We start from the raw sequence: 25,231 nt of genomic DNA, 5'->3' as shown, positions 1-25,231 counted from the left end.
CAAAGGATTTCACTTTGTCCATAGAATAGGGTTGGTTCGGCCTCTCCGTTCGGGGGAGCGATGCGTGGTTGGACCGCGACTTCCGTGACCACGAGCTAAGGAAAAAACACCCATGGCGAAGGCCCCTCGAGCGGGATGGCCCACGGCCTTGAAGAGCACAGGCTTCAAGGCGACGGCCGTCTCAGCCGCCGCGGCGCTCGCCGTCACCGGTGCCATCCTCTACCCCGGCTTCGAAACGGCCGATGTGGAGCTCAACGACGGCGGCGTCTGGGTCGTGAACCAAGCCGAAGGCAAGATCGGCCACATCAACTACCAGTCGCGCGTGATCGACGGCGGCGTGGTCACCCCGCTGTCGAGCTACGACCTGGTCCAGAACGCCGAGAGCGTCTTCGTCCGCAACCTCGAGCAGGCCTCGCTCACGACGATCGACCCCGCCATGGTTCAGTTCGCCGGCGACAACAACCTCCCCGCGAACTCGTCCTTCTCCTTCGGCACCTCCGTCGTCGCGGTCACCGACGACAAACACGGCACCGTGCAGGCGGCCGGTGTCGAGAATCTCTCCGATTTCTCCGGCGACGTCGCCGAGCCACTTGTCGATTCCAAGGGTGACGTGGACGCCGTCGTCGGGGTCGACGACACGGTCTGGACCGTCGATTACGACGCCGGCGTGCTGGCGAGTTTCGCGTTCGACGATTCCGGCGAGGTACAACCTCAGGACGAGATCGAGATCGCAGATCTGAAGCAGCTGGCCGAGCCGCAGCTAACCGCGGTGGGGGAGACCGGAGTCGTCTTCGACGCCGCCTCCGGCGACGTGTTCACCTCGGAGGGCAAACGGGCCAGCGTCGAGAACCCGGCCAACGCCCGTCTCCAGGCGCCCGGGCCGAAGAACGACGGCGTCGCGATCGCCCTCGACAATTCGCTGGCCACCGTGGGTCTGAACGGGCGCGACGTCAACTACGAGCAGCTCGACACGGCCGGCACGCCCATCGAGCCTGTGCGAGTGGGCTCCTGCACCTATGCCGCCTGGCAGACGAGCGGCCAGTACCTGCGCTACTGCGACGACTCGGGGCAGAACCAGAACGTGCTGGTGCCCGAGATGCCCGAGGGGGCCGAACTGGTCTTCCGCGTCAACCGCGACGTGGTGGTCCTCAACGACATCGCCTCCGGCCAAGTGTGGCTGACGAACGAGGGCATGGAGATCGTGAGCAACTGGAGCGATCTGGAGCCGCCCGCGGGCGAGGGTGAGGCCAAGGAGGAGGAGACCAAGGAGATCACCGACGCGATCGAGCTGCCGAATCGCACCGAGGAGAACCAGACTCCCATCGCCGAGGACGACACGTTCAGCGTGCGGCCCGGCCGCACCACGATGCTGCCCGTGCTCTACAACGATGTGGACCCGGACGGCGACCTCCTCACGGCCGAGGTCGAGGGCTCCGGCCCGTCGATCGGCGACCTGCAGCCCGTGCACAACGGAACCGGCTTCCAGGTGGTCGTCCCCGAGGACGCCTCAGGAGCTGCGACCTTCGTCTATACGGCCTCCGACGGCCGCGGCGGATCCGATTCGGCAACCGTGCGTCTGAATGTCGTCGGCGAGGACGCGAACGAGCCTCCTGAGCAGGAGCGGGTCACCGTTCTGCGTGTTCAGCAGGGCGAATCGGTGAGCCAGAACCTGCTGACCGACTGGACGGATCCCGAGGGAGACGACCTGCAGCTGCTCGGCGGTACGAGCGAGGGCGACGATGTCATCCGCGTGCGTCCGGACGGATCGCTGACCTTCCAGGACGATGGCAAACGCGTCGGTCAGAAGGAGATCGCGGTCCAGGTCTCCGACGGCCGCGAGAGCACCAAGGGTCGCGTCCTCGTCGAGGTGCTCGCCGAGTCGACCATCCCGCCCATCACCGCGACCGACCACGTCGTCGGGCACGTCGGCGAGTCGATCACCTTCGAGCCACTGGCCAACGACACCGACCCCTCCGGGGAAGGGCTGCGTCTCGCCAACGTCGACGACGTCTCAGGCCTCGAAATGAAGACGAATACGGAGACCGGAGCCGTGACCGTCACGGGTGAGCGTGCGGGCACCTACTACGCCAAGTACGTCGCGACGAACGGTCCCGCCAGCGCGCCGGGTCTCGTGCGCATCGATATCAACGAGCCCGACGACGCGGAACAGCGGCCCATCGCCGTGCGCGATGTCGCGCTGCTCCCGGCCGGCCAGGACGTCCTCGTCGACGTGCTCGGCAACGACACGGACCCGTCGGGCGGCGTGCTCGTCGTGACCGCCGCCGAGAACGATCCCGAGGCACCGTTCTCCACGAGCGTGGAGCGGAACACCTTTGTGCGCATCACGGACGTGCGCGGACTGACAGACCCGACCACGATCAGCTACACGGTGGCGAACGGCAACGGGGAGTCGACCGGCGAGATCCGCATCGTCCCGATCCCGGCCCCGCCGCGCATGGATCCGCCCCAGGCCAACCCGGATTCCGTCGTCGTGCGCGAACACGACGTGGCGACCGTCAAGGTCCTCGAGAACGACATCCACCCCAACGGCGGCGAGCTCACGCTGCTGCCCGAGCTCGAGGAGACCGACGACCTCGGCGAGGGCTCGCTGATCTCGGTCGCCGACGACGTCGTCCGATTCCGCGCCGGCGACTTTGGCGGCAAGGCGCGCCAGGTGTCGGCGGTCTACAAGGTGGCCGGACCGGACGGCCAGGAGACGAGCGCGACGGTGACGTTCAACGTCAAGCCCGCCGCAGGCGAGGCCGACCTGGAGAGCAACACGCCGCCGAACCCCGTGCCTGTCGAGGGGCGCGTCTTCGCCGGCAGCAGCACCAACGTGCAGGTGCCCTTGGAGGCCATCGACCCGGACGGCGACTCGGTCTCGCTCGTCCAGTTCGGCTCGTCGCCGAAGTACGGAACGGCCAAGATCCGCGGCGCGTCTATCGACTACACGGCCAACAGGGACGCGAGCGGGACGGACGAGTTCACCTACGTCGTCGAGGACCGCCTCGGCGCCCGGTCGACGGCCACGGTCAAGATCGGCATCGCGCCGTTGTCCGAGGCCAACAACCCGCCAGTGGCGGTCAACGACTTAATCACCGTGCGTCCGGACCGGCCGGTAGCAGTGGACGTGATGGCCAACGACACCGACCCGGACGGGGACCCCCTGGCACTGATGCGCGAGCTGGGGTCGGAGGAGAACGAGACCGATGCCGAGGTCGTCGACGGCCGCGTCGTGCTGATGTCGCCGCCCGACGACGGGACGACGTCGGTCCGCTACTCCATCACTGACGGGCGCGGCGGCACGGCCTCCGCAACCCTGACCGTGAAGTCGGACCCCGAGGCCAAACTGCTGGCGCCGATCGCCCGCGACGACAGGGTCTCGCTCGAGGAGATCATCGACGTCGACGAAGTCACGGTCGACATCCTCCGCAACGACGAAGACCCGGACGGGAGCGTGTCCGAGCTCGAGGTGCACCTTCCGGACGACCCGGACACGGCATCCGTGAACGAAGACGGCATGGTCGTCCAGATCGGGAGCGCCCCGCAGGTCATCGCCTACACGCTGACCGATCCGGATGGACTGACGTCGACCGCGTTCGTGCACGTCCCGGGCACGGGAGAGGCCCGGCCGATCCTGCGCAGCGACGTCCAGCTCGAGGTCACGGCAGGGGAGACGCTGTCGATCGATCTCGAAGAGATCGTCCTCGTGCGCGACGGCCGCAGCCCGCGGTTGACGACGGAAGACAGCGTGAGCTCGATGCCGGAGAACGACGGGGCGCTCGTGAAATCCGCTACCGAGCTCACCTTCAAAGCCGGCCGTTCCTTCTCAGGCTCTGCGTCGGTGACGTTCGAGGTAACGGACGGTTCGGGCCCTGACGACGATCGTGGCCTCACCTCCACGCTGACGGTCCCGATCAACGTCCTGCCGAGCCCGGGCAACGATCCGGACGAGGAGCGGGAAGGCCAGGGGCCGGAGGGCGACCCCGAGGAAGACGAAGAGCAGTCGGATCCGGAGAACTTCCCGCCGACGCTCCAGGCAAACTCGATCTCCGTCGGGCAGGGCGAGGGGCCGGCCATCATGGACCTCCGGATGGCTGCCAACGACCGGAACGACGAGGACGTGCCGAACCTCAAGTTCGCCCTCGGCGCGGTCGAGGTGGCGGGCGTCGAAGCCGCCATCGTCGATGGGTACAACCTGCGCCTCGTCGCCCCCGCCGACACGCCGAAGGGCACTCGCGGCACAGTGACGGTTTCCGTCAGCGACGGCGTGAACCCGCCGGTTTCGGCCGCCATGACGGTCACGGTGACGGGTTCGACGCGCGAACTGCCGGTCGCTGTCGCCGACAACGTGCCGGAGGCGGCGCAGGGCCAGACGGAGATCGTCGACGCGCTCGCGAACGACCACAACCCGTACCAGGGTGAGGGCGACCTGCGGCTGATCAGCGCCCGCCCCCTCGAGAACACCGGCACCGCCGAGGTGCGCGGCAACAAGGTGGCGATCACGCCGAGGAGCGACTTCGTCGGCACCATGCGCGTCGAATACGTGATCGGGGACGTGACGGAGGACCCGCAGCGCAACGTCTCCGGCACGATCACCTTGAACGTCAAGGGCGCGCCGGCGGCGCCGAACCTGCCGCGCGTCGAGTCCACGGGGGATCGCAAGGCGGTCCTGACCTGGGACCCGCCCGCGAATAACGGGTCCGCCATCACGCACTACACGGTCACCGGCGGCGGGCACAGCCAGCAGTGCGAGACGACGACGTGCACCATCACGCCGTTGACCAACGATCAGACCTACAACTTCACGGTCACCGCCTCGAACGCCATCGGCGAATCGCCGAAATCGCCGGAATCTGCGGATGCGCGCCCCGACGTCGAACCAGAGCAGCCGGCGGCGCCCACGGGCAAAGACGGCGATCAGAAGGCGACGTTCAACTGGACCGCTCCCGTGAGCCGAGGCTCGGCGATCCAGAGCTACACGCTCGAGATCTCCCCCGCCCCGGCGAACGGTGTCGCCCAGATCACGGGCATCACGGGCACCTCCTACACGTGGGAGGGGCTCAAGAACGGGACGGCCTATCAGGTTCGGGTGCGCGCCGTGAACAAGGCGGCCAAGCCGTCGCAGTGGAGCACCTACTCGGCCGCGGTCACGCCGGCCGGCGTCCCGTTCAAGCCCGATGCGCCGACGGCGGTCCGCAAGGATTCAGCGGTCGACGGCGGCGTCGTCGACGTGTCCTGGCGGGCGCCCGGCGCCAACGGTGCTCCCCTCCAGACGTACACCGTGCGCGTGTTCGAGGGCAGTTCGCTGGTCAGGACGATCAGCGACATCCCCGCCAACCGTTCGAACCAGACGGTCACGGGGCTGAACACCAGCAAGTCCTACCGGTTCAGCGTCACCGCCCGCAACCGGGTCGGTGCTTCTGATCAGAGCGCGCAATCGGCCGCGGTCACCCCCTACGGCCGGCCCACGACGATCGGCAAGGTCACCGCGAAGGCGACCGGGGCCAACCGGATGGTCGAGCTCAACTTCACGGCGCCGGGCGCTAACGGGTCTCCGATCACCGGCTACCAGTACTCGGCCGACGGCGGCGCTTGGAAGGGCTTCGGCGGGCCGGGCGCGGTCATCGACACCGGGTCCAACGGCGACCCGCACACGTGGCGGGTTCGCGCCGTGAACGCGGCGGGACCGGCGAATCCGAGCGCCCCGAGCAACAGCACGAGCGCTTACGGGCCGCTGCGGGACAACCCGCAGATCTCGGCTTCCCACGGCAACGACTGGATCAAGTTCACGTGGAACACCGGCGCCGGCACCTACAACGGTCGCAAGGTCACCCAGACGGTCACGATCGGCGGCAACCAGACCCCGAACGACGGCGCCCAGACCGTGAACGGCCTCGGGTACTCCACCTCGCGCACCATCAAGATCGTTGCGACGGATACCGAGGGGCAGAGGAAAACGTGGTCCAAGACGGAGAAGACCAATCCCAAGCCGCAGCGCAAGGTTTCGCTCTCCAAGGGAGACCTGAACAATTCCTACACCGGCTGCAATTCGCGGTGCTACACGTTCCACGTGCGGATCGAGAACTTCAATCCGGGCACGTACCGGGTCGACTGCTACAACCAGAACGGGAAGTTCAACGGCTACCCGCACACCATGACCGCCGGGAACGACGGCCGTGGGTTCAAGAACGTCCAGTGCGTGAACCAGGAAGGCTACGCGATGCCCGTGTACGCCATCGTGGACGGCACCAGATCCAACGACGCGCGCTGGTGAGTCCGTCGCGCCACGATATTCCGGGAAGGCCCCGCAGCGCCGCCATGAATCACGACTCCAAGGAGAACACCGAATGACGATGACCAACGAGCAGGCCGGCTGGTTCTCCGAGACTTTCGCAAAGCTGGTGGCCAACGTCGGCAAGTCCGTGCTCGGCAAGGAGGACGCTGTCCGCCTCGTGCTGACCGCGATGCTCGCCGAGGGCCACGTCCTCCTCGAGGACGCCCCCGGCACGGGCAAGACGATGCTGGCCCGGTCGCTCGCGGCCACCGTTAAGGGCACCAACTCGCGCATCCAGTTCACCCCGGACCTGCTGCCCTCCGACGTCACGGGCATCACGATCTACGACCAGAAGACCCAGAAGTTCGAGTTCCACCGCGGACCGATCTTCGCGAACCTGGTCCTGGCCGACGAGATCAACCGCGCCTCTCCGAAGACCCAGTCGGCCCTGCTCGAGGTCATGGAAGAGGGGCGCGTGACGGTCGACGGCGTGACCTACCCCCAGCAGCGCCCGTTCATGGTCATCGCGACCCAGAACCCCATCGAGCAGGCCGGAACCTACCGCCTGCCCGAGGCGCAGCTGGACCGCTTCCTCATCAAGACGTCCATCGGCTACCCGAACCGGGCCGCCACGGTCGAGCTGCTCTCGGGTGCCACGCAGAAGGACCGCTCGGCCGCGCTCAAGCCCGTCATCACCACGGAGGCCATCGCCGACATGGCGGACCTGGCCTCGACGACGCACGTCGATGACGCCGTCCTGAACTACGTGGCGCAGCTCTGCGAGGGCACGCGCGAGGCCGACGAGACCCGGCTCGGCGTCTCCGTCCGCGGCGCGCTCGCGATGGTCCGCGCGGCCAAGGTGTGGGCCGCGTCGGAGGGTCGGAACTACGTCTTGCCCGACGACGTCAAGGAACTTGCACCGTTCGTCTGGACCCACCGCCTCGTCCTGGATCCGGAGGCCGAGTTCACCGGCGCGACGTCCGAGCAGGTCATCTCCGCCGTCGTGCGCTCGGTTCCGGCACCCACGCAGCGCGGCACCGCCGCACCCGCCCCGCAACCCGAGCCCGCGGCGGTCACCACGACCGGCTCACACGCCGACGAACGCTACGCCTCGGACCGCGTGGGCGCGACCGCCGACGACGCGGCGACCGTCGCGAAGCGTCGTGATGCGGGCTCCGCATGAGCCCTCGGGCCACCCGTCGCGCACGCCGCGCTGACCCGGAGTCCGGGCGCGGGCAGGCGCTGCGGCGCACCGCCGGCCGATCGGCGACCGCCGTGGGCGAGTCCCTCGCGATCGCCCGCGAGTACGCCCGCCCGCTGGTGGAGCGGCTGCGCGTCCTCGGCGACCGGTTCTTCGAGCCGGCGGGCCGCCTCGTCTCGCCGCTCGGATTCGTGGTGGCGGGCACCGCGCTCCTCTTGTGGCTGCTCGGCGCGATCTTCGGCTGGCAGGAGGCCCTCCTCGGGGCGTTCATGGCGGCCCTGCTGCTGGTCATCGCCGTCGCCTTCGTCCTCGGGCGCACCGACTACGACGTGCGCCTCGAACTCAATCGCACCCGGGTGGCCGTGGGCGACCGCGCGGTCGGCGCGATGGTCGTCAAGAACGTCTCCAAGCGCGCGTCCTTCGGCGCGACGATGGAGCTGCCCGTCGGCGCCGCCGTGGCCGCGTTCCGCGTCCCGCGCCTCCAGCCGGACGCCGAGCACGAGGACCTCTTCACGATCCCGACCCGCCGTCGTGCCGTGCTGGCCGTCGGCCCGGTCCGCTCGGTCCGTCAGGACCCGTTCGGGCTGCTGCGCCGCCAGGTGAGCTGGACCGACGAGTACGAGCTCTTCGTGCACCCCCAGACGACGGCGCTCGATGGTTCCAGTGCCGGCTTCATCCGCGACCTCGAGGGCATGCCGACGCGCGACCTGTCGAACTCCGACGTCTCCTTCCACGCGCTGCGGGACTACGAGGCCGGCGACGACCGCCGCCACATCCACTGGAAGTCCTCTGCCCGGACCGGTCAGCTCATGGTCCGCCAGTTCGAGGAGACCCGCCGCTCCCACCTGGCCGTCGCGCTGTCCCTCAACCTCGCCGAGTACGGCGAAGCCGAGGCGGACGCCGCTGACGACTTCGAGGTAGCCGTCTCGGCGGCGGCCTCGATCGGCCTGCAGGCGACCTTCGAGCAGCGCAAGCTCTCCGTCCTGACCCAGACGGGCCCGGTACGCACCGACACCGGCCGCAACATGATGGACGGGCTCACTCGCGTCGAGGGACGTCCGACGCCGCGGCACACCGTCGTTGACCTCGTCCGGACCGCTGCCGACCAGGTGCCGAACGCGTCCGTGGTCTTCATCATCACGGGTGCGGGCACCACGGCCCGCCAGCTGCGCGAGGCCAGCATGCACGTCCCGCTCGGTGTCCGCGCCATCGCGATCCGCTGCGGTCACGGCCTGACCGCGGCCCGCGCGAACATCGGCGACTTGACCGTCCTGACGCTCGGCAGCCTCGACGAGCTGGGCCTGATGCTCCGGAGGGCCGCAGCGTGAGAGAGAAACTACCCCTGTGGCGTTACGGGCTCGACGCCGGATGTCTCGGCCTCGCCCTGTTCCTGGGCGCGCTGGGCCTCTGGGACGCCTACGGCGGCAGCGCCCACTACCTGCTCGCTTCGATCGGCGGGATCGTCGCCGGACTCGGGCTGGCCTGGGCGAACGTCCGGTTCCGGCTGGGCGTGTGGCGGACGATGGCCATCTTCGCCGCCCTGTACCTCGTGCTCGGGACGCCGTTGGCGACCCCGCGGGAGACGCTCTACGGCGTGGTCCCCACCGTCGAGTCGCTGCGCACCCTGCTGGCCGGCGTCGTCATGTCCTGGAAGGACATGCTCACCGTCTCGCCGCCCGTCGGCGCGTTCGGGGGCGTGCTCATCGTCGCGTTCCTGACCACCCTGCTCACGGGTCTCGTCGCGGGCCTGACCGCGTGGCGGCTGCGTTCCCCGTTCTTCACGCTGCTGCCGCTGCTGGTGATGTTCGTCGTCGGCATCGTCTTCGGCACCCGCGACGTCCCCCTGCCGCTGCTGCGCGGCGGCGTCTTCATCGCGGTGCTCGTCGGCTGGCTCGCCTGGCGGCGCTACATCGCCCGCACGGTCAAGGACGGGTTCCGCTCGCTCAACCACGCCGAGGAGGACGCCCGCGGCGTGCGCGACGGACTCGTGCGGCGGGTGGCGATCGGCGCCGTCGTGCTGCTCGCCGCTAGCGGCGCGACGGCGGCCGCCGCCCCGCTGATCAGCCCGCAGACCCCGCGCCAGGTGTTGCGGGAGGCGATCGAACCGCCCGTGGACCTCTACAGCTACCCGAGCCCGCTGATGAGCTTCCGCAAGTACGTCAAGACCATGGCGGACGAGACCCTGCTGAGCGTCAAGGGCCTGCCCGAGGGTGAGCGCATCCGCCTGGCCGCCCTCGACTCCTACAACGGCATGGTCTTCAACGTGGACCCCAAGTCGGGCGGCAATTTCGCCCCGGTGGGCGATTCCTCCGACATCCGCGCCACCGGCTCCGACACCCGCCGCACCACGGGCGAGCTCGAGATCAGCATCGGCGCGTACGACGGCGTCTGGCTGCCCGCGGGCGGCCGGCTCACCGGCGTCGAGGTCGCGGGGGCGCGGCAGGACGCGCTCGGGCGCTCGCTGTTCTACAGCGACGAGGCCGAGACCGCGCTGAGCGCGACGGGCCTGGACGCGGGCGACACCTACACCGCGCACGTCCAATTCCCCGTCAAGCTGGCCGACGAGGAGCTGGCCGAGGCGGAGTTCGCGCAGCTGCGCATGCCCACGCTCGCCAACGTGCCCCCGCTGGCGGCGGCCAAGGCCGTCGAGTTCATCGGGTCCGCCCAAGGCTCGCTGGACCGCGCCCGCAGCCTCGAGACCATCCTGAGCACCAGCGGCTACTTCTCCAACGGCGCCGAGGGCCAGGTGCCGTCACTGTCGGGCCACGGCGCGGGACGCATCACGAGTCTGCTCGACGCCGACGACCTGATCGGCGACGACGAGCAGTACGCGGCCGCGATGGCGCTCATGGCCCGCGAGCAGGGTATCCCCGCACGCGTGGTCATGGGGTTCTACCCGGAGGAATACGACCCGGAGAAAGCCATCGACCTCACCGGCTCCGACGTGCACGCCTGGGTCGAGATCGCCTTCGAGGGAGTCGGCTGGGTAGCGTTCGACCCGACGCCCGACGACGACGAGCAGCCGACACCGCCCGAGCAGGAGCCGAAGTCCGTCCCCCAGCCGCAGGTGCTGCAGCCGCCGCCTCCCGCGCAGGAGGAGCCGGACCTGCCCCCGGAGACCGCGCCGGAGCCGCAGGAGACCGAAGAGGAGCAGCAGACCTTCTGGGAGCTGTGGGGGCCGCTCATCATCACGGTCGTCCTCTCACTCGGCTCGATCCTGCTCCTTCTGGCGCCGTTCCTGCTGATCCTCGCACTCAAGCTGCGCCGCCGCCGTCGTCGTTCCCAGCTGGGCACGACGGGAGACCGCGTCAGCGGCGGCTGGCAGGAGGTGCTCAGCCAGGCGACCGACTACGGGATCGTCTCCCGTGCCGGGGCCACCAGGCGGGAGAACGCCCGCAGGCTCGTCGACGGGTTCCCGGATGCGGGGCTCTCCGCGATGGCGCTCGCCGACACCGCAGACCGTTCCACGTTCTCGACGCACGAACCGAGCGAGCAGGAGGTGGCAGACTATTGGGCGGCCGTCGACGAGCAGGCGGAGGCCATGAAGTCGTCGGCGACGTTCTGGGGGCGGCTGCGGGCCAAGTACTCGCCGCGCTCGCTCACGCACGACCTCGCGGGGGTGATGGCGGTCAAGAACGCGGCCCGGGAGCCCGGGGAGCGTGGCGGAATCGTCGCGAAAATGGCGGCCGGACGTAAACGTCCTAGCGGGAACGCGGTCGCCATCCGTAAAGTAAACGCAACACCACCAAAGGAGTAACCAGTGGCCAAAGTAATGAACCTGGTCAATGCCTCAGCGGGAAAGAGGCTGGCCGCCTGGCTGCTGGACATGGTCCCTCTCGCGATCCTCGGCGCCGTTTTCGGCGCCGTTCTGGGCCCGCGCCTCGTGCAGGCGGCGACCGCTCCAGAGATCCTCTCGCAGATCGCGGGGACGTATGCGCTGTTCGGTCTGATCGCCCTGGGCTACACCGTCTTCCTCTGGTGGTGGGAGACGACGCAGGGCAAGACCCTCGGCAATCTCGTGCTCAAGCTGCGCACCTCCAACGAGGACGGCTTCGCGCCGGGGTGGGGCCGCGTCATCGTTCGACGGCTGCTCATCGGCGTCGCCGGCGTCGTGCCCGTCATCGGCCCGGTCCTCATGGTCGTCTCCAACCTGTGGGACGCCAATCACCAGCGTCAGGGCTGGCACGACAAGGTGGCCCGCACTCTCGTCATGGACGTCGGCGTCGGTCGCGACCCGCTGACGACGGGCGGCCTGTTCGGGCCGGAGGCCTTCGCCCCGACCCACCTGCCGGCCGCTCCGGTCGCGCAGGCGACCCAGCACGAGTCCGATGCGGCCTTCACCGGCGTCATCAACGCCGTGCCGGGGCAGCCGGAGGCCCGGCAGCTTGCGCCTTCCGCACCCGCGCGTACCGAGCAGGCACCGCCCGCTCCGGCGGAGCCGCCGCGCCCGGCCGCTACCGAGCCGCCAGCCGCGCCGGTGGCCTCGGCTGCTGCCGCGGACCCGGCGCCCGCCGTCGAGCCCGCCGTGGAGCCCGCCGTCGAGCCCGCCGCGTCAGAGCCCGCCGAGGGGCACCCCGATGACGAGCTCGGCCACACACAGTTCCGGGAGGTCGCCGCGACGAAGGCGCGCCTCGTGTTCGACGACGGCCAGACGCACGTCCTGGCCGAGTCGCTGTTGATCGGCCGCAACCCCTCCGCCGTCGACGGGGAGAGCGTGGACGACCTGCTCAGCCTCGCGGACATCGGCCGGTCCGTGTCGAAGACCCACCTGCTGGTGCAGGCCAGCACGAGTGGTATCTGGGTGACCGATCGCAATTCGACCAACGGCTCGTCGGTGACGGACGCCGCAGGAATCAGCCGCGATCTGGTCGCGGGCCAGCCGACGCAGGCGAGCATGGGAGAGACTGTCTACATGGGTGACCGCTACTTCAAGGTTGAGCGCGCGTGAGCGCCGGCTCGCCGGAAACCACAGTGACCATCAAACGCGGCCAGGCGACCGACCGCGGACTGCGGCGTGAGCTCAACGAGGACGCTTTCCTGGCCACTGATTCGCTCTTCGCGGTGGCGGACGGCATGGGCGGGCACGAAGCGGGGGAGGTCGCCAGCCGCGTCTGCGTCGAGACCCTCGCTGAAGGCTACGAGCAGGCCGGCGGCCAGCTGAACGCCGAGCAGATCCAGCAGCTCATGCGCACCGCCGACAACGCGATCCGCGCCGCGGCTGCCGAACGCGCGGGCACGACCCTGACGGGAGCGGCTGTCGTCTACCAGGAGGGCACACCCTACTGGCTCGTCTTCAATGTTGGGGACTCGCGCACCTACCGCCTCGCCGGCGGGGAACTCGAGCAGGTCACGGTGGACCACTCCGAGGTGCAGTTGATGATGGACCGCGGGGAGATCTCCGCCAAGGAGGCCGTCTGGCACCCCCGCCGGCACGTCATCACGCGCGCCCTGGGCACCGGTGATGACAGCCGCGCCGACTTCTGGCTGCTGCCGATCAACCACGGCGACCGCCTCCTGATCTGCTCCGACGGGCTCAGCGGCGAACTGCGCGACGAGACGATGAAGGAGATCATCGATCGCTTCGCCGAGCCGCAGGAGGCCGTCGACGCGCTCGTCCAGGCCGCCCTGCGCACGGGCGGCCGCGACAACATCACCGTGATCGTCGCCGACGCCGTCAGCGGCCACATCGACGACGACATGGCCGACACGATGCCGCGACCGGACGCGGCGGATGAAGGCGAGACCGAACCCGTCGCCGCTGCCGGTCGGGACACGACGGAGGAGAGGAAGCCATGACCGGCCTGCGATACGTCCCGGGCGACTGGCTCGCGCTGGTCCGTCCCGAACACGTGGTGCTGCTCCCGGGCGACACTCCCGGTGAAGACGTAGCTCGCCTATGGGACGAGAGCGGTGGGGCGGCGACCGTCGAGTCGCTTCTCTCGAGCATCCTCGGTGCGGCGAACATGCAGATCGGCTCGCTGCCGTCGTTCGCGATCGTCTCCCGCGAGGCGGCCCCGCATGTCGTGGTGCGCGGCGCCGTCGTCTTCTCCGCGACAGGCACGGAGGGCCCCGAGCGGGCGAGCGGCGAGGGCGTGGCGACGTGGCAGGAGCGCCGCTTCCAGCCTGCGGACGCCTGGCACGTGAGCGCCACCGGCGGGCCGGCCGCCAGCGACGGCTGGCTGCCCATCGGCGAGGGGATCGTGCGAGCGGACGGACTGCGCTGCGGTTCCGCTGAACCCCGGGAATCGGGTACGACGACGGCGGAGGCCGCCGCAGCAGCGCCCGCCGAACCGGCGCCGGCGCCCGAGGCGACGCCTGACCCGGAGCCCATCGTGGCGCCGGCGTCCGAGCAGCCATCAACTCTGGCTGCGGCTCCCGGGCCTGGACCGGAGTCCGAACCGGAAGTCACGGTGGCGTCGCCAGAGTCAGAGCCAGAAGTGGAACCTGAGCCGCAACCCGAGCCGACGCGTAGGCCCGAGGTGCCAGAGCCGGAGGCGCCAGAGCCGGAGGCGTCCGTGGCCGCGGCGCCCGAGCACGACCATGGGCGCGAGGCCGACTCGATCTCCCTCGAGCAGATTTCGCTGGCCGGCGAGTTGCTGGGGCGGCGCGAAGACGAGACCGGAACCGACGATGTGTCGGCCCCTGTGGTCCGCCCCTCGGTCGAGGACGCCGACGACGCCGACACGATCCTCGTTTCGCGCCCTGCTTCCCAGGCGCCCCCCGCGGTGCCGTCTGCGCCTGAGCCGGCGCCGGTTCAGGCTGAGAGCGCCGACGAACCCGGCATGATCGATTCGGTTCCGTGGCGGACCAACACGCGCGGCGCCCCGGATGCGCCACCCGTCCCGCCGATCCCGCCGTCGCAGCCGGCCCCGCCCGTAGTGCCGGGAAGCAGCGATGGGGCACCCGCCGCCGACGGCGACCACGACGGTCACACCGTCATGCGCAGCAACCTGCCGCAGACCGAAGCGGAGCCGGCCCCGGCGACCGCCGGAGAACCCGACGATGCTCTGACCCTGACGAGCCACAACACGACGACGGCTGCGGGCACCGCCGAGTTCGTCCTGGGCCGCGCGTGCGCCGAGGGGCACGCGAACCCGCCGACGTCGTCGTCCTGCACGGTGTGCGGGGCCGCGCTGACGGGCGACGCCCACCAGGTGATCCGGCCCGCGCTGGGCCGGATGATCGTCGCCGACGGCGGCGGCCAGCGGGAGTCGGAACACGAGCTGACGCGGTCCGTCGTGCTCGGGCGCCAGCCGAGCGCCCGCGGCTTCACCGGCGACCGGCAGCCGCGCCTGATGCAAGTCTCGAGTCCGAGCGGCGACATCTCCCGCTCGCACCTGCAGGTCCGGGTGGACGGCTGGCACGTCGAGCTCGTGGACCTCGGCGCGACCAACGGAACCGTCCTGATCCGGCCAGGCCAGGCCCCGCGCCGGCTCGGAAAATCGGAGTCCGTCCTGCTGCTCAGCGGCGACGTCGCCGACCTGGGCGACGGCGTGAGCCTGCGCTTCGAGGACCTGCCGTGAGTTCCAAACGTCCGCCGGCGCCAGCCCCTGAGATCCCCGGGTTCAGCTACCTGAATCCGCTGGGTTCGGGCGGGTTCTCCGACGTCTATCTGTATGAGCAGGACCGGCCCCGCCGCCGGGTCGCGGTCAAGGTGCTGCTCGCCGACGTCACGGGCGCGGACGCCCGCCGCCGCTTCGAATCCGAGGCGAACCTCATGGCGCAGCTCTCCAGCCATCCCTACATCGTCACGATCTACCAGGCCGACATCACTGACGACGGCCGCTCCTACCTAGCGATGGAGTACTGCTCGCGGCCCGGCCTCGACGCCCGCTACCGCCGTGGCACGCTCGGCGTGGACGAAGCCCTCGCGCTCGGCGTGCAGGTCTGCTCGGCCGTCGAGACGGCCCACCGCGCCGGCATCGTGCACCGGGACATCAAGCCCGCCAACGTGCTCACCACGGACTACAACCGGCCCGCCCTGACGGACTTCGGCATCTCCGGCGCCACCGGCGAGGCCGCGGACGACGCCGGCCTGTCGATCCCGTGGTCCGCCCCCGAGGCGTTCGCCGGCGGCAACCCAGACGGCGTCCGCATGGACGTGTACTCCCTCGGGGCGACCGTCTACACGCTGCTCGCCGGCCACTCGCCGTTCGTGCGCCGCGGCGGAGACAACACGCAGAGCAAGCTCATCCACCGCATCACCAACTCGCGGCTCGAGCCACTGTCCCGGCAGGACGTGCCCGCCTCGCTGAACCAGACGCTCGCGGTGTCGATGTCCAAGTCGCCGACGTCCCGTTTTGGTTCCGCCGCCGAGCTCGCCCGCGCGTTCCAGCGCATCCAGTCCGAGCTCGGGCTCGCCGTCACCCCGTTCGAGGTGCTCGACGACGCTGCTGGAGAGTCCGACCACGGCCAGGACGACGACGGCGATGCCACTCGCGTGCGCAGCGTCCAGTCCATCGACGGTGCGCAGGCGCCCGGGCCCGTCTTCGGGACGGCCCCGGGGCGGAGCCCCGAGAGCCCGGCTGCGCCCGCCGCGCACGCAACCGGTGCCGTGCGCACCGAGTCGGCGGCGCCGCCGTCGTCCGCTGCCCAGGCTCGGCCCGACCAGCATCTCGGGGGTCTCGCTCCGGCGGGGGCGCCGGCAGACGACGGCAGCGTCGAGCGCCAGCGGTTCCCGAAGGCGCTCGTGGCCGTGGTGATCGCGCTCGTGGTCGTCGTCGGCGTGGCCATCTCGATGAGTCTGCTCTCGCAGGCGGAGCAGAACCCGCGTGAAGCCACGCCGTCGCTCGGCGGCGGCGCGGACCCGGCGGATCCGATCGTGGGCGGCACGGTGCCGAAGGTCGAGGAGTTCAGGCACTCGACCGAGGGGGAGAACGTCACGTTCACATGGAAGAACCCGGAGCCGATGGACGGGGACTTCTACCAGTGGGCGAGCATCACGGCCACCGAGACCGGCGAGGTGCAGCGGTCCGACGCGGCCAGCGCAACCACGCCGCGGCGAGACGGTGCCGAGACGTGCATCGAGGTCAAGCTCGTGCGCGAGAGCGGGGGAGTGTCCGATCCGGCTCGCTCCTGCACGGGCGACGAGCAGGGAACGGAGGACTGAACCGATGGCGGATGACGTGCACGTGGAGTTCTGCGGGGAGTGGTTCCCGGTGGCCGAGGACGAGGTCTTCGAGATCGGCCGCGAGGGCCATCTGGAGGTCGACGACAACCCGTACCTGCACCGCAAGTTCCTCACGATCGCCCGCTACGACGGGATCTGGTGGCTCTCCAATGTCGGCAAGCGGCTGACCGCGACGATCTCCGACAAGACCGGGGGACTGCAGGCCTGGCTCTCGCCCGGGTCGCGGCTGCCGCTCGTGTTCAGCCAGACGTCCGTGGTGTTCACCGCTGGCCCGACGACCTACGAGGTCGGTGTGCACGTGGCCCAGCCCGCGTTCCGGCAGGAGTGGAGCGCGGACGATCCCGACGGCGCCACCACGATCGGGCCGGTGACGTTGACGGTGTCGCAGCGCGCCCTCGTCGTCGCTCTCGCCGAACCGATGCTGCGCCGCGACGGCACGGGCCTGAGCTCGATCCCCTCGAGCGCGAAGGCGGCGGAGCGGTTGGGCTGGCCCATCACGAAGTTCAACCGCAAGCTCGACAATGTGTGCGACAAGCTCGACAAGGCCGGTATCGCGGGGTTGCGCGGCGGCGCCGGGAAGCTGGCGACCAACCGCAAGGCCCGGCTCGTCGAGCACGCCGTCGGTTCCCACCTGGTCACTCACGCGGACCTCGCGATGCTGGACACCACAGTCGCCGCCGACGACTGAATCGGAGGTGATGAGGCAGGATGGTAGGCGTGAACGAATCACTGCGCACCGAATACGAACAACTGGCTGACGACGTGCGGCGGTACCGCTTCGCGTACTACAACGAGGACGCCCCCCTCGTCTCCGACGCCGAATTCGACCGCCTCTTCAGCCGCCTCGAGGAGATCGAGGCGCTGCACCCCGAGCTCGTCGCGAACGATTCGCCCACCCAGGAAGTCGGCGGCGAGGTTTCGTCCGCCTTCGCCCCCGTGCAGCACCTGAGCCGCATGTACTCGCTCGAGGACGTCTTCAGCACCTCGGAGCTCAGCGCCTGGATCGAGCGCGCGAGCGCCAATGCAGCGACGCAGGCCTCGCACGAGAAGCTGCGCTGGTTGTGCGAGGTCAAGATCGACGGGCTGGCCGTGAATCTGCTCTACCGCGACGGGAAGCTGGTCCGGGCCGCGACCCGCGGTGACGGCACCACCGGCGAGGACGTCACCCACAACGTGCTCACCATCGGGTCCATCCCGACGGAGCTTGCCGGCTCCGGGTGGCCCGCCGAGGTCGAGGTCCGCGGCGAGATCTTCATCAGCTCCGCCGAGTTCGCGGCCTTCAACGAGTCCCTCATTGCCGACGGCAAAGCGCCCCTGGCCAACCCGCGCAACGCTGCCGCCGGTTCCTTGCGCCAGAAGGACCCCGCCGAGACGGCCAAGCGCCCGTTGAGCATGTTCGTGCACGGCATCGGGGTTCGCGAGGGCCTCGTCGCCACGAGCCAGCACGAGACCTACGACCTGCTGGCCGCCTGGGGACTCCCGGTCTCGCCTTACTCCGAGCTCCTTGCGACCGAGGACGACATCCTCGACTACATCGAACGCTTCGGCGCCGCCCGTCACGACCTGCTGCACGAGATCGACGGGATCGTCGTCAAGGCGGACTCGTTCGCGATCCAGCGGGCGCTGGGCTACACCTCGCGCGTGCCCCGCTGGGCCGCCGCCTTCAAGTACCCGCCGGAAGAGGTGCACACGCGCCTGCTTGACATCAAGGTCGACGTCGGCCGCACCGGGCGCGTCACCCCCTACGCCGTGATGGAGCCGGTACTCGTCGCCGGGTCGACCGTCTCGCGGGCGACGCTGCACAACCAGGACGTCGTGAAGGCGAAGAACGTCAAGATCGGCGACACCGTGATCCTCCGCAAGGCCGGCGACGTCATCCCTGAGGTCCTCGGTCCAGTGCTGCCGCTGCGCGAGGGCCGCGAGGAGGAATTGCGCGACTTCGTCATGCCGACCGAGTGCCCGGCGTGCGGCACACCCCTTAGGCCGGCGAAGGAGGGCGACGTCGACATCCGCTGCCCCAACGCCGAGACGTGCCCCGCCCAGCTGACCCAGCGCGTCGCCCACCTCGCCGGTCGCGGGGCCTTCGATATCGAGGCCCTCGGCGACGAGGCCGCGCAGGCCCTCACCGCCGGCCCCGGCCCGGATCCGGGTGAGAACGACGGCGAGGTTCGCCCCTCCGACGCCGGCGTCATCACCAACGAGGCCCAGATCTTCGATCTGGCCGAGGGCAACGACGACGAGACGCTGCGCGCGGCCCTCGCCGACGTGAAGGTGTGGCGCGAGAAGCGCTCGAAGGGGGAAGGCACGGGCGTCTGGGAACTTGTCCCGTACTTCTACACGAAGGGCACCAAGGCCAAGCCCTCCGGTCCGAGCAAGAACACGCTGAACCTGTTCCGCGAGTTGGAGAAGGCCAAGACCCAGCCGCTGTGGCGCGTGCTCGTCGCGCTCTCCATCCGCCACGTCGGCCCGACCGCCTCCCGCGCACTGGCCACTCGGTACGGCTCGATGGCAGCCATCGAAGCGGCGGTCGCCGCAGAAACGGCCCGCGAGGATCTCGCCGAAATCGACGGCGTGGGCTCCATCATCGCCAACGCCCTCGTCGACTGGTTCAACGTGGATTGGCACCGGAACATCGTCGAACGCTGGCGCGCGGCCGGCGTGAGCATGGAGGATGAACAGGACGAATCCGTTTCCAAGACGCTCGAATCGCTGACCGTCGTCGTCACCGGGACCCTGCCGAACTTCAGCCGTGACGAGGCCAAGGAGGCCATCATCGTCCGCGGCGGCAAGGCCTCCGGGTCGGTCTCCAAGAAGACGTCGTACGTCGTCGCCGGCGAGGCCGCCGGTTCCAAACTCGACAAGGCCCTGTCGCTCGGTGTGTCGGTCGTGGGCGAGGAGGGCTTCCGGGCCCTGCTGGCCGGCGGCCCCGAGGCCGTGGGCGAAGAACTGCTGATCACCGATGATGGGAGTGCCGAATGAGCACCGCAGCTGAGACCGATTTCCTGGCCCTGACCCGCAGGGCTGCCGAGGCCGGCGCCGCCGTCCTGGCGGAGCGGGCCGGGCGCCCCGCGACGGACACCAAGTCCGAAGGCGGTGACTGGGTCACCGACTTCGATCGACGCGCCGAGGACGCCGTGCGCGAGGTCATCACGGCGGCGCGGCCGCACGACGTCATCACCGGCGAGGAATACGGCCGAACCGAGCCGGAGCACCCGTCCGGCACCGAGTGGTCGATCGACCCGCTCGACGGCACCACGAACTTCGTCCGCGGCATCGTCTACTACGCCACGTCCGTGGCCGTGCGCGACGACGACGGCACGTGGCTGGCCGGCGCCGTCGTCGCGCCCGCGCTCGGCGTCGCGTACTACGCCGCGCGCGGCGAGGGGGCCTGGCGCGTGGACGCCTCGGGTGAGCACGTGAAGCTCACGGGGCCGGACCCCGACACCGACGGCCCGCTCATCGGCTCGGGCTTCGGCTACTCGCCGCGCCGCCACGTCGGCCAGGTCGCGGCTCTCGGCGCCCTGATGCCCGGGTTCGCGAACATGCGCCGGCTGGGCTCCGCCGCGCTGGACGTCTGCCTCGTGGCGGACGGCACGCTCGACGCCTACGCCGAATACGGAACGCACCTGCACGACTGGTCCGCGGCGATGATCATCGCCGAGGAGGCCGGAGTGCCGGTCCTGCGGCCGGAGACGTACCCGGGCTGGGCGGCGGCCGGCTTCATCAACTTCGATCGCGTCAAGGCCCAGCACGTCGGCGACTGAGGTCCGCGCGGAACCGGCCGCCGAATCCTCGACTGATCTACACGTCCGTGTTGAATAGACCTTGATTCCTCATTCGCATGAGCGTATCCTCAGTAATCCATACAATCGTGAAGATTAGTGAGGTGAATGCGGTGAAATTACGTCACAGCCGCTCTGATCTACAGCAGCGTGTAGATCAGTACGGCGCGCTGGCCGGAGTCGTCGCGTCTCGCCGCGACGAGTTGAGCCTGCGGCAGGACGAACTCGCGGACCTTGCCGGATGCTCCGTCGGCTTCATCCACGCGCTCGAGCGCGGCAAGCCGACAGTCCAACTGGGCAAGGTGCTGGACGTCCTGGGCGTTCTCGGCGTTCATCTCTCCCTCGCTTCGGGGGCCGCAACGTCGGTGGCCATCGAGCCGGAACTGCGCGCCCGACTCGACCAGAAGCCGCAGTGATGGCGGCCGATCTGTCCGACCTCGTCACGATCGATCGGGCCGACGTCTACAAGTCCGGGCGGCTCGCGGCACAGCTGACGCGGTCGGCCGGCGGAGTCGAATTCGAGTACACCGACGCGTGGCTCGCCGGTCCGGCGGCGCCTGTTGCCACCACGCTTCCGACGACGGGCGGTGCGGTCTTCACCACGGGTGGAGCTGTGCCGGCCTACTTCGCCGGACTCCTGCCCGAGGGGCGCCGCCTCGGAGCCCTGCGCAGAGCGGTCAAGACCAGCGCCGACGACGAACTCAGCCTCCTGCTCGCAGTGGGGACGGACCCCGTCGGCGACGTGCAGGTGGTTCCGGCCGGGACGAACCCGGCGCGTGTTCCGGCTCGAGTGTCGGTGGAGGACGGGAACTTCTCCGCGACCCGCTTCGCAGAGATCCTCGGCGCGTACGAGATCGACATCGACAAGGTGGCTCTGCCGGGCGTGCAGGACAAGGCGAGCCTCAAGATGCTCTCCCTTCCCGTTCGTGGCGCGACGAGCGAGTACATTCTGAAGCTCGACCCACCCGAGTATCCGCGCATCGTGGAAAACGAGGCGTTCTTCCTCGCCGCCGCACGCGCCAGCCGCATCCACGCTGTGCAGGCGGACGTCGTCGTCGACGCGGACGGGGTGCGCGGGCTCGCCGTCGAACGCTTCGATCGCGGCGTCCGCGAGGGCGTAGTGCAGACGTACGCCGTCGAGGATGGATGCCAGGTGCTCGGCCTGCACCCTGAGGCGAAGTACCGGGTGAGCACTGAGGAGGTCGTCTCCGCGCTGGCCGGGGCCTGCGAGGCCCCCGTGCCGGCAGCGCTGGAGCTGTTCCGCCAGGTCGTCTTCGCGTACGTCTCGGGCAACGGCGACGCGCACGCGAAGAATTTCTCCGTCGTCGCGGGTCCGGACGGCCGCTTTCGGCCCGCCCCCGCCTACGATCTGCCGTGCACGTACCTCTACGGCGACACCACGATGGCGATGAGCGTAGACGGCGAACGATCCGGCGACCTGCCCAGGAGGCGTTTCCTGGCGCTCGCCGAGGCGGTCGGAGTGCGCGCCCCCGCGGCCGCACGGGTCATCGACGCGACAGTGCGCGCGGCCGGGCCGTGGCTGGAGTCGCTGGAGGCGCTGCCCTTCGACGCCCGGAAGATCCACAAGCTCCGGCGCTTCGTCCGCAACCGGCTCCAGCTGCTGGCAGACTGAGACCATGGCGACGATCCACCGGACCACGATGAACCCGACCAAGCTCGAGCTGCTCGAGGCGTGGCTGCCCGGGCAGCCGTTCTACGCCGGCGCCGGCACGCCGCGGCTGGAAAAGAACGCGGGCTTCCGGCTCGACGACCCCGCCGGGGAGGTCGGCATCGAGTTCGTGATCGTCACCGACGTCTCCGGCCCCGAACCAGTGGTCTATCACGTGCCGCAGACCTACCGGGCGGAGCCGCTCGAGGGCGCCGAAGCTGCGCTCGTCGGCACGAGCGAACACGGCGTCCTCGGGACACGGTACATCTACGACGGCGCCGCCGATCCCGTCTGGCGCGACGTCGTGCGCGAGCTGTTCGGCGGCACGCAGCAGCCGCAGGCGCAGTCGGTTCCAGAGACGGCGGAACCCGGAGTCCGGGTGGCCGGAGCCGGTGCCGACGCGCAGCACGTCGAAATCGTGCGACGGCCTGTGCCCGGCGACCCGGCGGACCACGCGGACGCCGGCGCCTTCGTCGTCGGTTTCTGGTTCGCGGGCGGCACCCGCGTGACCGGGACCCTGCTGCGCGCGGCGGTGGCCTGAACCACACTCCTCATCCCCAGGGCTGAGGAGCCGGTGCGACGATTCAGCCGCGGGGGCGACGCGGCGGGGTGGGGCCGCGCGCCAGACTTGGAACATGACCAAACTTCTCTCCGTGCGAGGCCTCGGGCACACCTACCCCGGAGCTCACGCGCCAGCCCTGCACGACGTCAACCTCGACATCACTCGCGGCGAGTCCGTCGCCATCATGGGGGCCTCCGGCTCCGGAAAGTCCACGCTCCTGCACGCGCTCGCCGGGATCATCGCGCCCAGCGCCGGCCACGTGCTGCTGGACGCTTCGACCGGCCCTGTGCAGGTCGACACGCTTGACGACGAACAGCGGGCCAAGCTGCGCCGCGAGGAGCTCGGCTTCGTCTTCCAGCAGGGGCTGCTGCTCAGCGAACTGACCGCCCTCGAGAACGTGGCCGTCGCGCTCATGCTCTCCGGCACGCCCCGCCGTGAGGCGGAGGCGCGCGCCGCCGGATGGCTGGGTGACCTCGGCCTCGCCGGCCTCGAGAACCGCCGGCTCGGCGAGCTCTCGGGCGGGCAGGTCCAGCGTGTGGCCATCGCCCGCGCCCACGTCACCGGCGCGCAGCTGATCTTCGCCGACGAGCCCACCGGCGCCCTGGACTCCGCGACCTCGAACGAGGTCCTGGACCTGCTGCTGGCGTCCGTCGCCCAGGGGCGCACCCTCGTCGTCGTCACCCACGACCCCGACGTCGCCGCGCGGTGCCGCCGGGTGCTGACACTGCGCGATGGCGCGGTCGTCTCCGACGTCGCGGCGGCCGCCTCGTGAGCTCGATGACGACGGCGCTGCGACTGGCCCCGCTGCTGCGTTCCGGGGGTGCGCGACGCCGGGACGCCGCCTCGCTGCTCCCGGTGGCGTCCTTCGCGGTGGTCACGGCCCTGTTGCTGCTCGTGATCGCCGGCGCGCGCGTGTTCTTCTCGTGGGACGACGAGCTGGCCGGGCTCTACCAGGTCCTCGCGGTCATCGCGCTCGCGCTGCTCGTCGTCCCGCTCGCCTCGGTTGGCGCGTCCGCCGCCCGCATGGCCGCCCGCCGGCGCGACGACCGGCTCTCCTCGCTGCGCCTGCTCGGCGCGTCCCGCGGCACACTCGCGGCCCTGACCCTGATCGAGGCGGTAGCCCTCGCCGCCGGAGGCGCGCTCGGCGGCATCGGACTCTACGCCGCGTCCGCCCCGCTGGTCGGCCTGCTGACGTTCCGCGGCGAGGCCCTCGGCGCCGGCATGTGGATGCCGTGGTGGTGGGCGCCGCTCATCGCCGCCGGCGTCGTCGTGCTCGGTGCGCTGAGCGCGCTCGCCGGCCTGCGTGCGGTCAACGTGACCCCGCTGGGCGTGCGCACGCGTCAGCGTCCGGCCGCGTCGCCGTGGCGCCGGCTGCTGGTCGGGCTGGGCGTCGTCGTGCTGGCCGCGGTGCTCGCGCAAGCGGTGCCGAGTTTCGGCCAGGTCGGCGGGATCGTCGCGATGACGCTCGCCGTCGGCGTGGCCTTCGGGGCCGGGCTGCTCGCGCTGGACCTCATCGGGCCGTGGGTTCTGCGCGTCTCGGCGAACATCAAGCACCGGCGGGCGAAGGACGTGCGCTCGCTGATCGCCGCGCGGACCGTGCTCGAGGACCCGAAGGCCGTGTGGCGGCAGGTCGGCGGCGTCGCAGTGACGAGCTTCGTGGGCGTGTTCGCCGCTGCCGGGCTCGCCTTTGCGCAGATCACGGCTTCCGATGACATGCCCGCAGCCGAGCAGTTCCTGATGGTCGACATCTCCACCGGCGTGCTCGTGACGCTGGCCGGATCCTTCCTCATGGTCGCGTGCTCGATGGGCCTGAACCAGGCCGCGGCCACGTTGGACCGCGCCCCGGTGCTGGTGTCGATGGACCGGCTCGGCATGCCGCGGAAAACCATGAACGCGGCGACCGCGCAGGCGATGATGAGCGCCGTGTGGGTCGTCTCCGGCGGATCCGCGCTCTGTGCGGTGCTGCTGCTCGCCCCGCTGCTCGGCATCGCTCTGTTCGTCCAGCCGCTCGCCCTCGTGACCGTCGCGGCCGTGTTCGCCGCCGGATTCCTGCTCGTGCGCGGCGCCCTGTTCCTGGCCGCCCGTCTGGTCCCGGGAATTCTGGCCCGCCCGGAGCGCGTGCTGTAGGGCTTGGGTAGGGTGGAGGCATGCGCCGCCTCTTCGCCAACGCCTGGCTCCTGACCGTTCTCGTGATCGTCCTCGCGGCCGTCGTCCTGGCCCGCGCGTTCGCCGGCCCCACCGTCGATGCGGTCGCCGTTCTCTTCAGCGTCGCGCTCCTGATCTTCGCGGGCTTCACGGGCATTTCGATGCTCGCCGGCTCGCAGCCGGACGCGGGCGTCGACGCGCACCTGGAGAACGGGGGAGTGGTGGTGTTCTGGCGTCCGGGCTGCACGTTCTGCCTGCGCTTGATGTGGACGCTGCGCACCCGCCTCGACGACGTCTACTGGGTCAACATCTGGAAGGACGACGACGCCGCGGCCCGCGTGCGCGCGCTGAACAAGGGCAACGAGACCGTGCCCACGCTGCTCACCGATTCCGAGACGTTCGTCGCGACCGACCGGCAGCGCGCCCTCGCCGTCGTGCAGGAACGCGCCGGACGGTCCTGACGCG

General features: G+C 70.2%; 17 protein-coding genes. All 17 read left to right on the top strand.

The genetic code is table 11. The features are described from left to right. Positions 1–112: 112 nt before the first annotated feature. The 17 genes from EV380_RS07965 to EV380_RS07885 all read left to right on the top strand — a co-directional run bounded on the left by EV380_RS07965 (position 113) and on the right by EV380_RS07885 (position 25,227). Positions 113–6,277, top strand: coding sequence for an Ig-like domain-containing protein (locus EV380_RS07965; RefSeq protein ID WP_130450549.1), 6,165 nt, complete (start codon positions 113–115; stop codon positions 6,275–6,277). 73 nt (positions 6,278–6,350) lie between these two features. Next, positions 6,351–7,460, top strand: a complete 1,110-nt coding sequence (locus EV380_RS07960) for an AAA family ATPase (RefSeq protein ID WP_130450547.1) — start codon at positions 6,351–6,353, stop codon at positions 7,458–7,460. After that, a complete protein-coding gene (locus tag EV380_RS07955) occupies positions 7,457–8,806 on the top strand; it encodes a DUF58 domain-containing protein (protein WP_130450545.1) in 1,350 nt (449 codons plus the stop codon). Before EV380_RS07960 ends, EV380_RS07955 begins: the two co-directional genes overlap by 4 nt. After that, positions 8,803–11,235, top strand: coding sequence for a transglutaminase domain-containing protein (locus tag EV380_RS07950; RefSeq protein ID WP_130450543.1), 2,433 nt, complete (start codon positions 8,803–8,805; stop codon positions 11,233–11,235). The genes EV380_RS07955 and EV380_RS07950 overlap by 4 nt, the downstream gene beginning before the upstream one ends. 3 nt (positions 11,236–11,238) lie before the next feature. Next, complete coding sequence (locus EV380_RS07945) at positions 11,239–12,426, top strand: RDD family protein (RefSeq protein WP_130450541.1); 1,188 nt, start codon at positions 11,239–11,241, stop codon at positions 12,424–12,426. Beyond that, complete coding sequence (locus tag EV380_RS07940) at positions 12,423–13,274, top strand: PP2C family protein-serine/threonine phosphatase (protein WP_130450539.1); 852 nt, start codon at positions 12,423–12,425, stop codon at positions 13,272–13,274. Before EV380_RS07945 ends, EV380_RS07940 begins: the two co-directional genes overlap by 4 nt. Continuing rightward, complete coding sequence (locus EV380_RS07935) at positions 13,271–15,001, top strand: FHA domain-containing protein (protein ID WP_130450537.1); 1,731 nt, start codon at positions 13,271–13,273, stop codon at positions 14,999–15,001. The genes EV380_RS07940 and EV380_RS07935 overlap by 4 nt, the downstream gene beginning before the upstream one ends. Continuing rightward, positions 14,998–16,587, top strand: coding sequence for a serine/threonine-protein kinase (locus EV380_RS07930; protein WP_130450535.1), 1,590 nt, complete (start codon positions 14,998–15,000; stop codon positions 16,585–16,587). The genes EV380_RS07935 and EV380_RS07930 overlap by 4 nt, the downstream gene beginning before the upstream one ends. A 4-nt stretch (positions 16,588–16,591) precedes the next feature. Then, positions 16,592–17,296: a hypothetical protein gene (locus EV380_RS07925; RefSeq protein WP_130450533.1), complete on the top strand. Its 705-nt coding sequence runs from the start codon at positions 16,592–16,594 to the stop codon at positions 17,294–17,296. Between the two features lie 20 nt (positions 17,297–17,316). Continuing rightward, a complete protein-coding gene (gene ligA, locus EV380_RS07920) occupies positions 17,317–19,587 on the top strand; it encodes an NAD-dependent DNA ligase LigA (RefSeq protein WP_130450531.1) in 2,271 nt (756 codons plus the stop codon). Continuing rightward, the gene (locus EV380_RS07915; RefSeq protein ID WP_102157729.1) at positions 19,584–20,372 is read left to right on the top strand and encodes an inositol monophosphatase family protein; all 789 of its coding nucleotides are present in this window, start codon (positions 19,584–19,586) and stop codon (positions 20,370–20,372) included. Before ligA ends, EV380_RS07915 begins: the two co-directional genes overlap by 4 nt. Before the next feature lie 131 nt (positions 20,373–20,503). Then, entirely contained in the window at positions 20,504–20,806 is a 303-nt protein-coding gene (locus tag EV380_RS07910) for a helix-turn-helix domain-containing protein (protein ID WP_207219363.1), read from the top strand. Beyond that, on the top strand, positions 20,806–22,023 hold the full coding sequence (locus EV380_RS07905) for a type II toxin-antitoxin system HipA family toxin (protein WP_165391912.1): 1,218 nt from the start codon (positions 20,806–20,808) through the stop codon (positions 22,021–22,023). The genes EV380_RS07910 and EV380_RS07905 overlap by 1 nt, the downstream gene beginning before the upstream one ends. A 4-nt stretch (positions 22,024–22,027) precedes the next feature. Beyond that, positions 22,028–22,600 (top strand): maltokinase N-terminal cap-like domain-containing protein, encoded by a 573-nt coding sequence (locus tag EV380_RS07900; protein ID WP_130450527.1) that lies wholly within the window; start codon positions 22,028–22,030, stop codon positions 22,598–22,600. 94 nt (positions 22,601–22,694) lie between these two features. After that, complete coding sequence (locus tag EV380_RS07895) at positions 22,695–23,393, top strand: ABC transporter ATP-binding protein (RefSeq protein WP_130450525.1); 699 nt, start codon at positions 22,695–22,697, stop codon at positions 23,391–23,393. A 5-nt stretch (positions 23,394–23,398) separates the two neighbouring features. Next, positions 23,399–24,748, top strand: coding sequence for an FtsX-like permease family protein (locus EV380_RS07890; RefSeq protein ID WP_130452134.1), 1,350 nt, complete (start codon positions 23,399–23,401; stop codon positions 24,746–24,748). A 20-nt stretch (positions 24,749–24,768) separates the two neighbouring features. Beyond that, positions 24,769–25,227 carry a glutaredoxin domain-containing protein gene (locus EV380_RS07885; protein ID WP_242607540.1) on the top strand — a complete coding sequence of 153 codons (459 nt, stop codon included), beginning with the start codon at positions 24,769–24,771 and terminating at the stop codon, positions 25,225–25,227. Positions 25,228–25,231 lie beyond the last annotated feature (4 nt).

Origin of the sequence: Zhihengliuella halotolerans, from assembly GCF_004217565.1 — a bacterium.
In the GTDB taxonomy this organism is placed as follows: domain Bacteria; phylum Actinomycetota; class Actinomycetes; order Actinomycetales; family Micrococcaceae; genus Zhihengliuella; species Zhihengliuella halotolerans.
The sequence above is the reverse complement of the archived record's forward strand: the minus strand, read 5'-3'. Positions and strand labels throughout refer to the sequence as shown.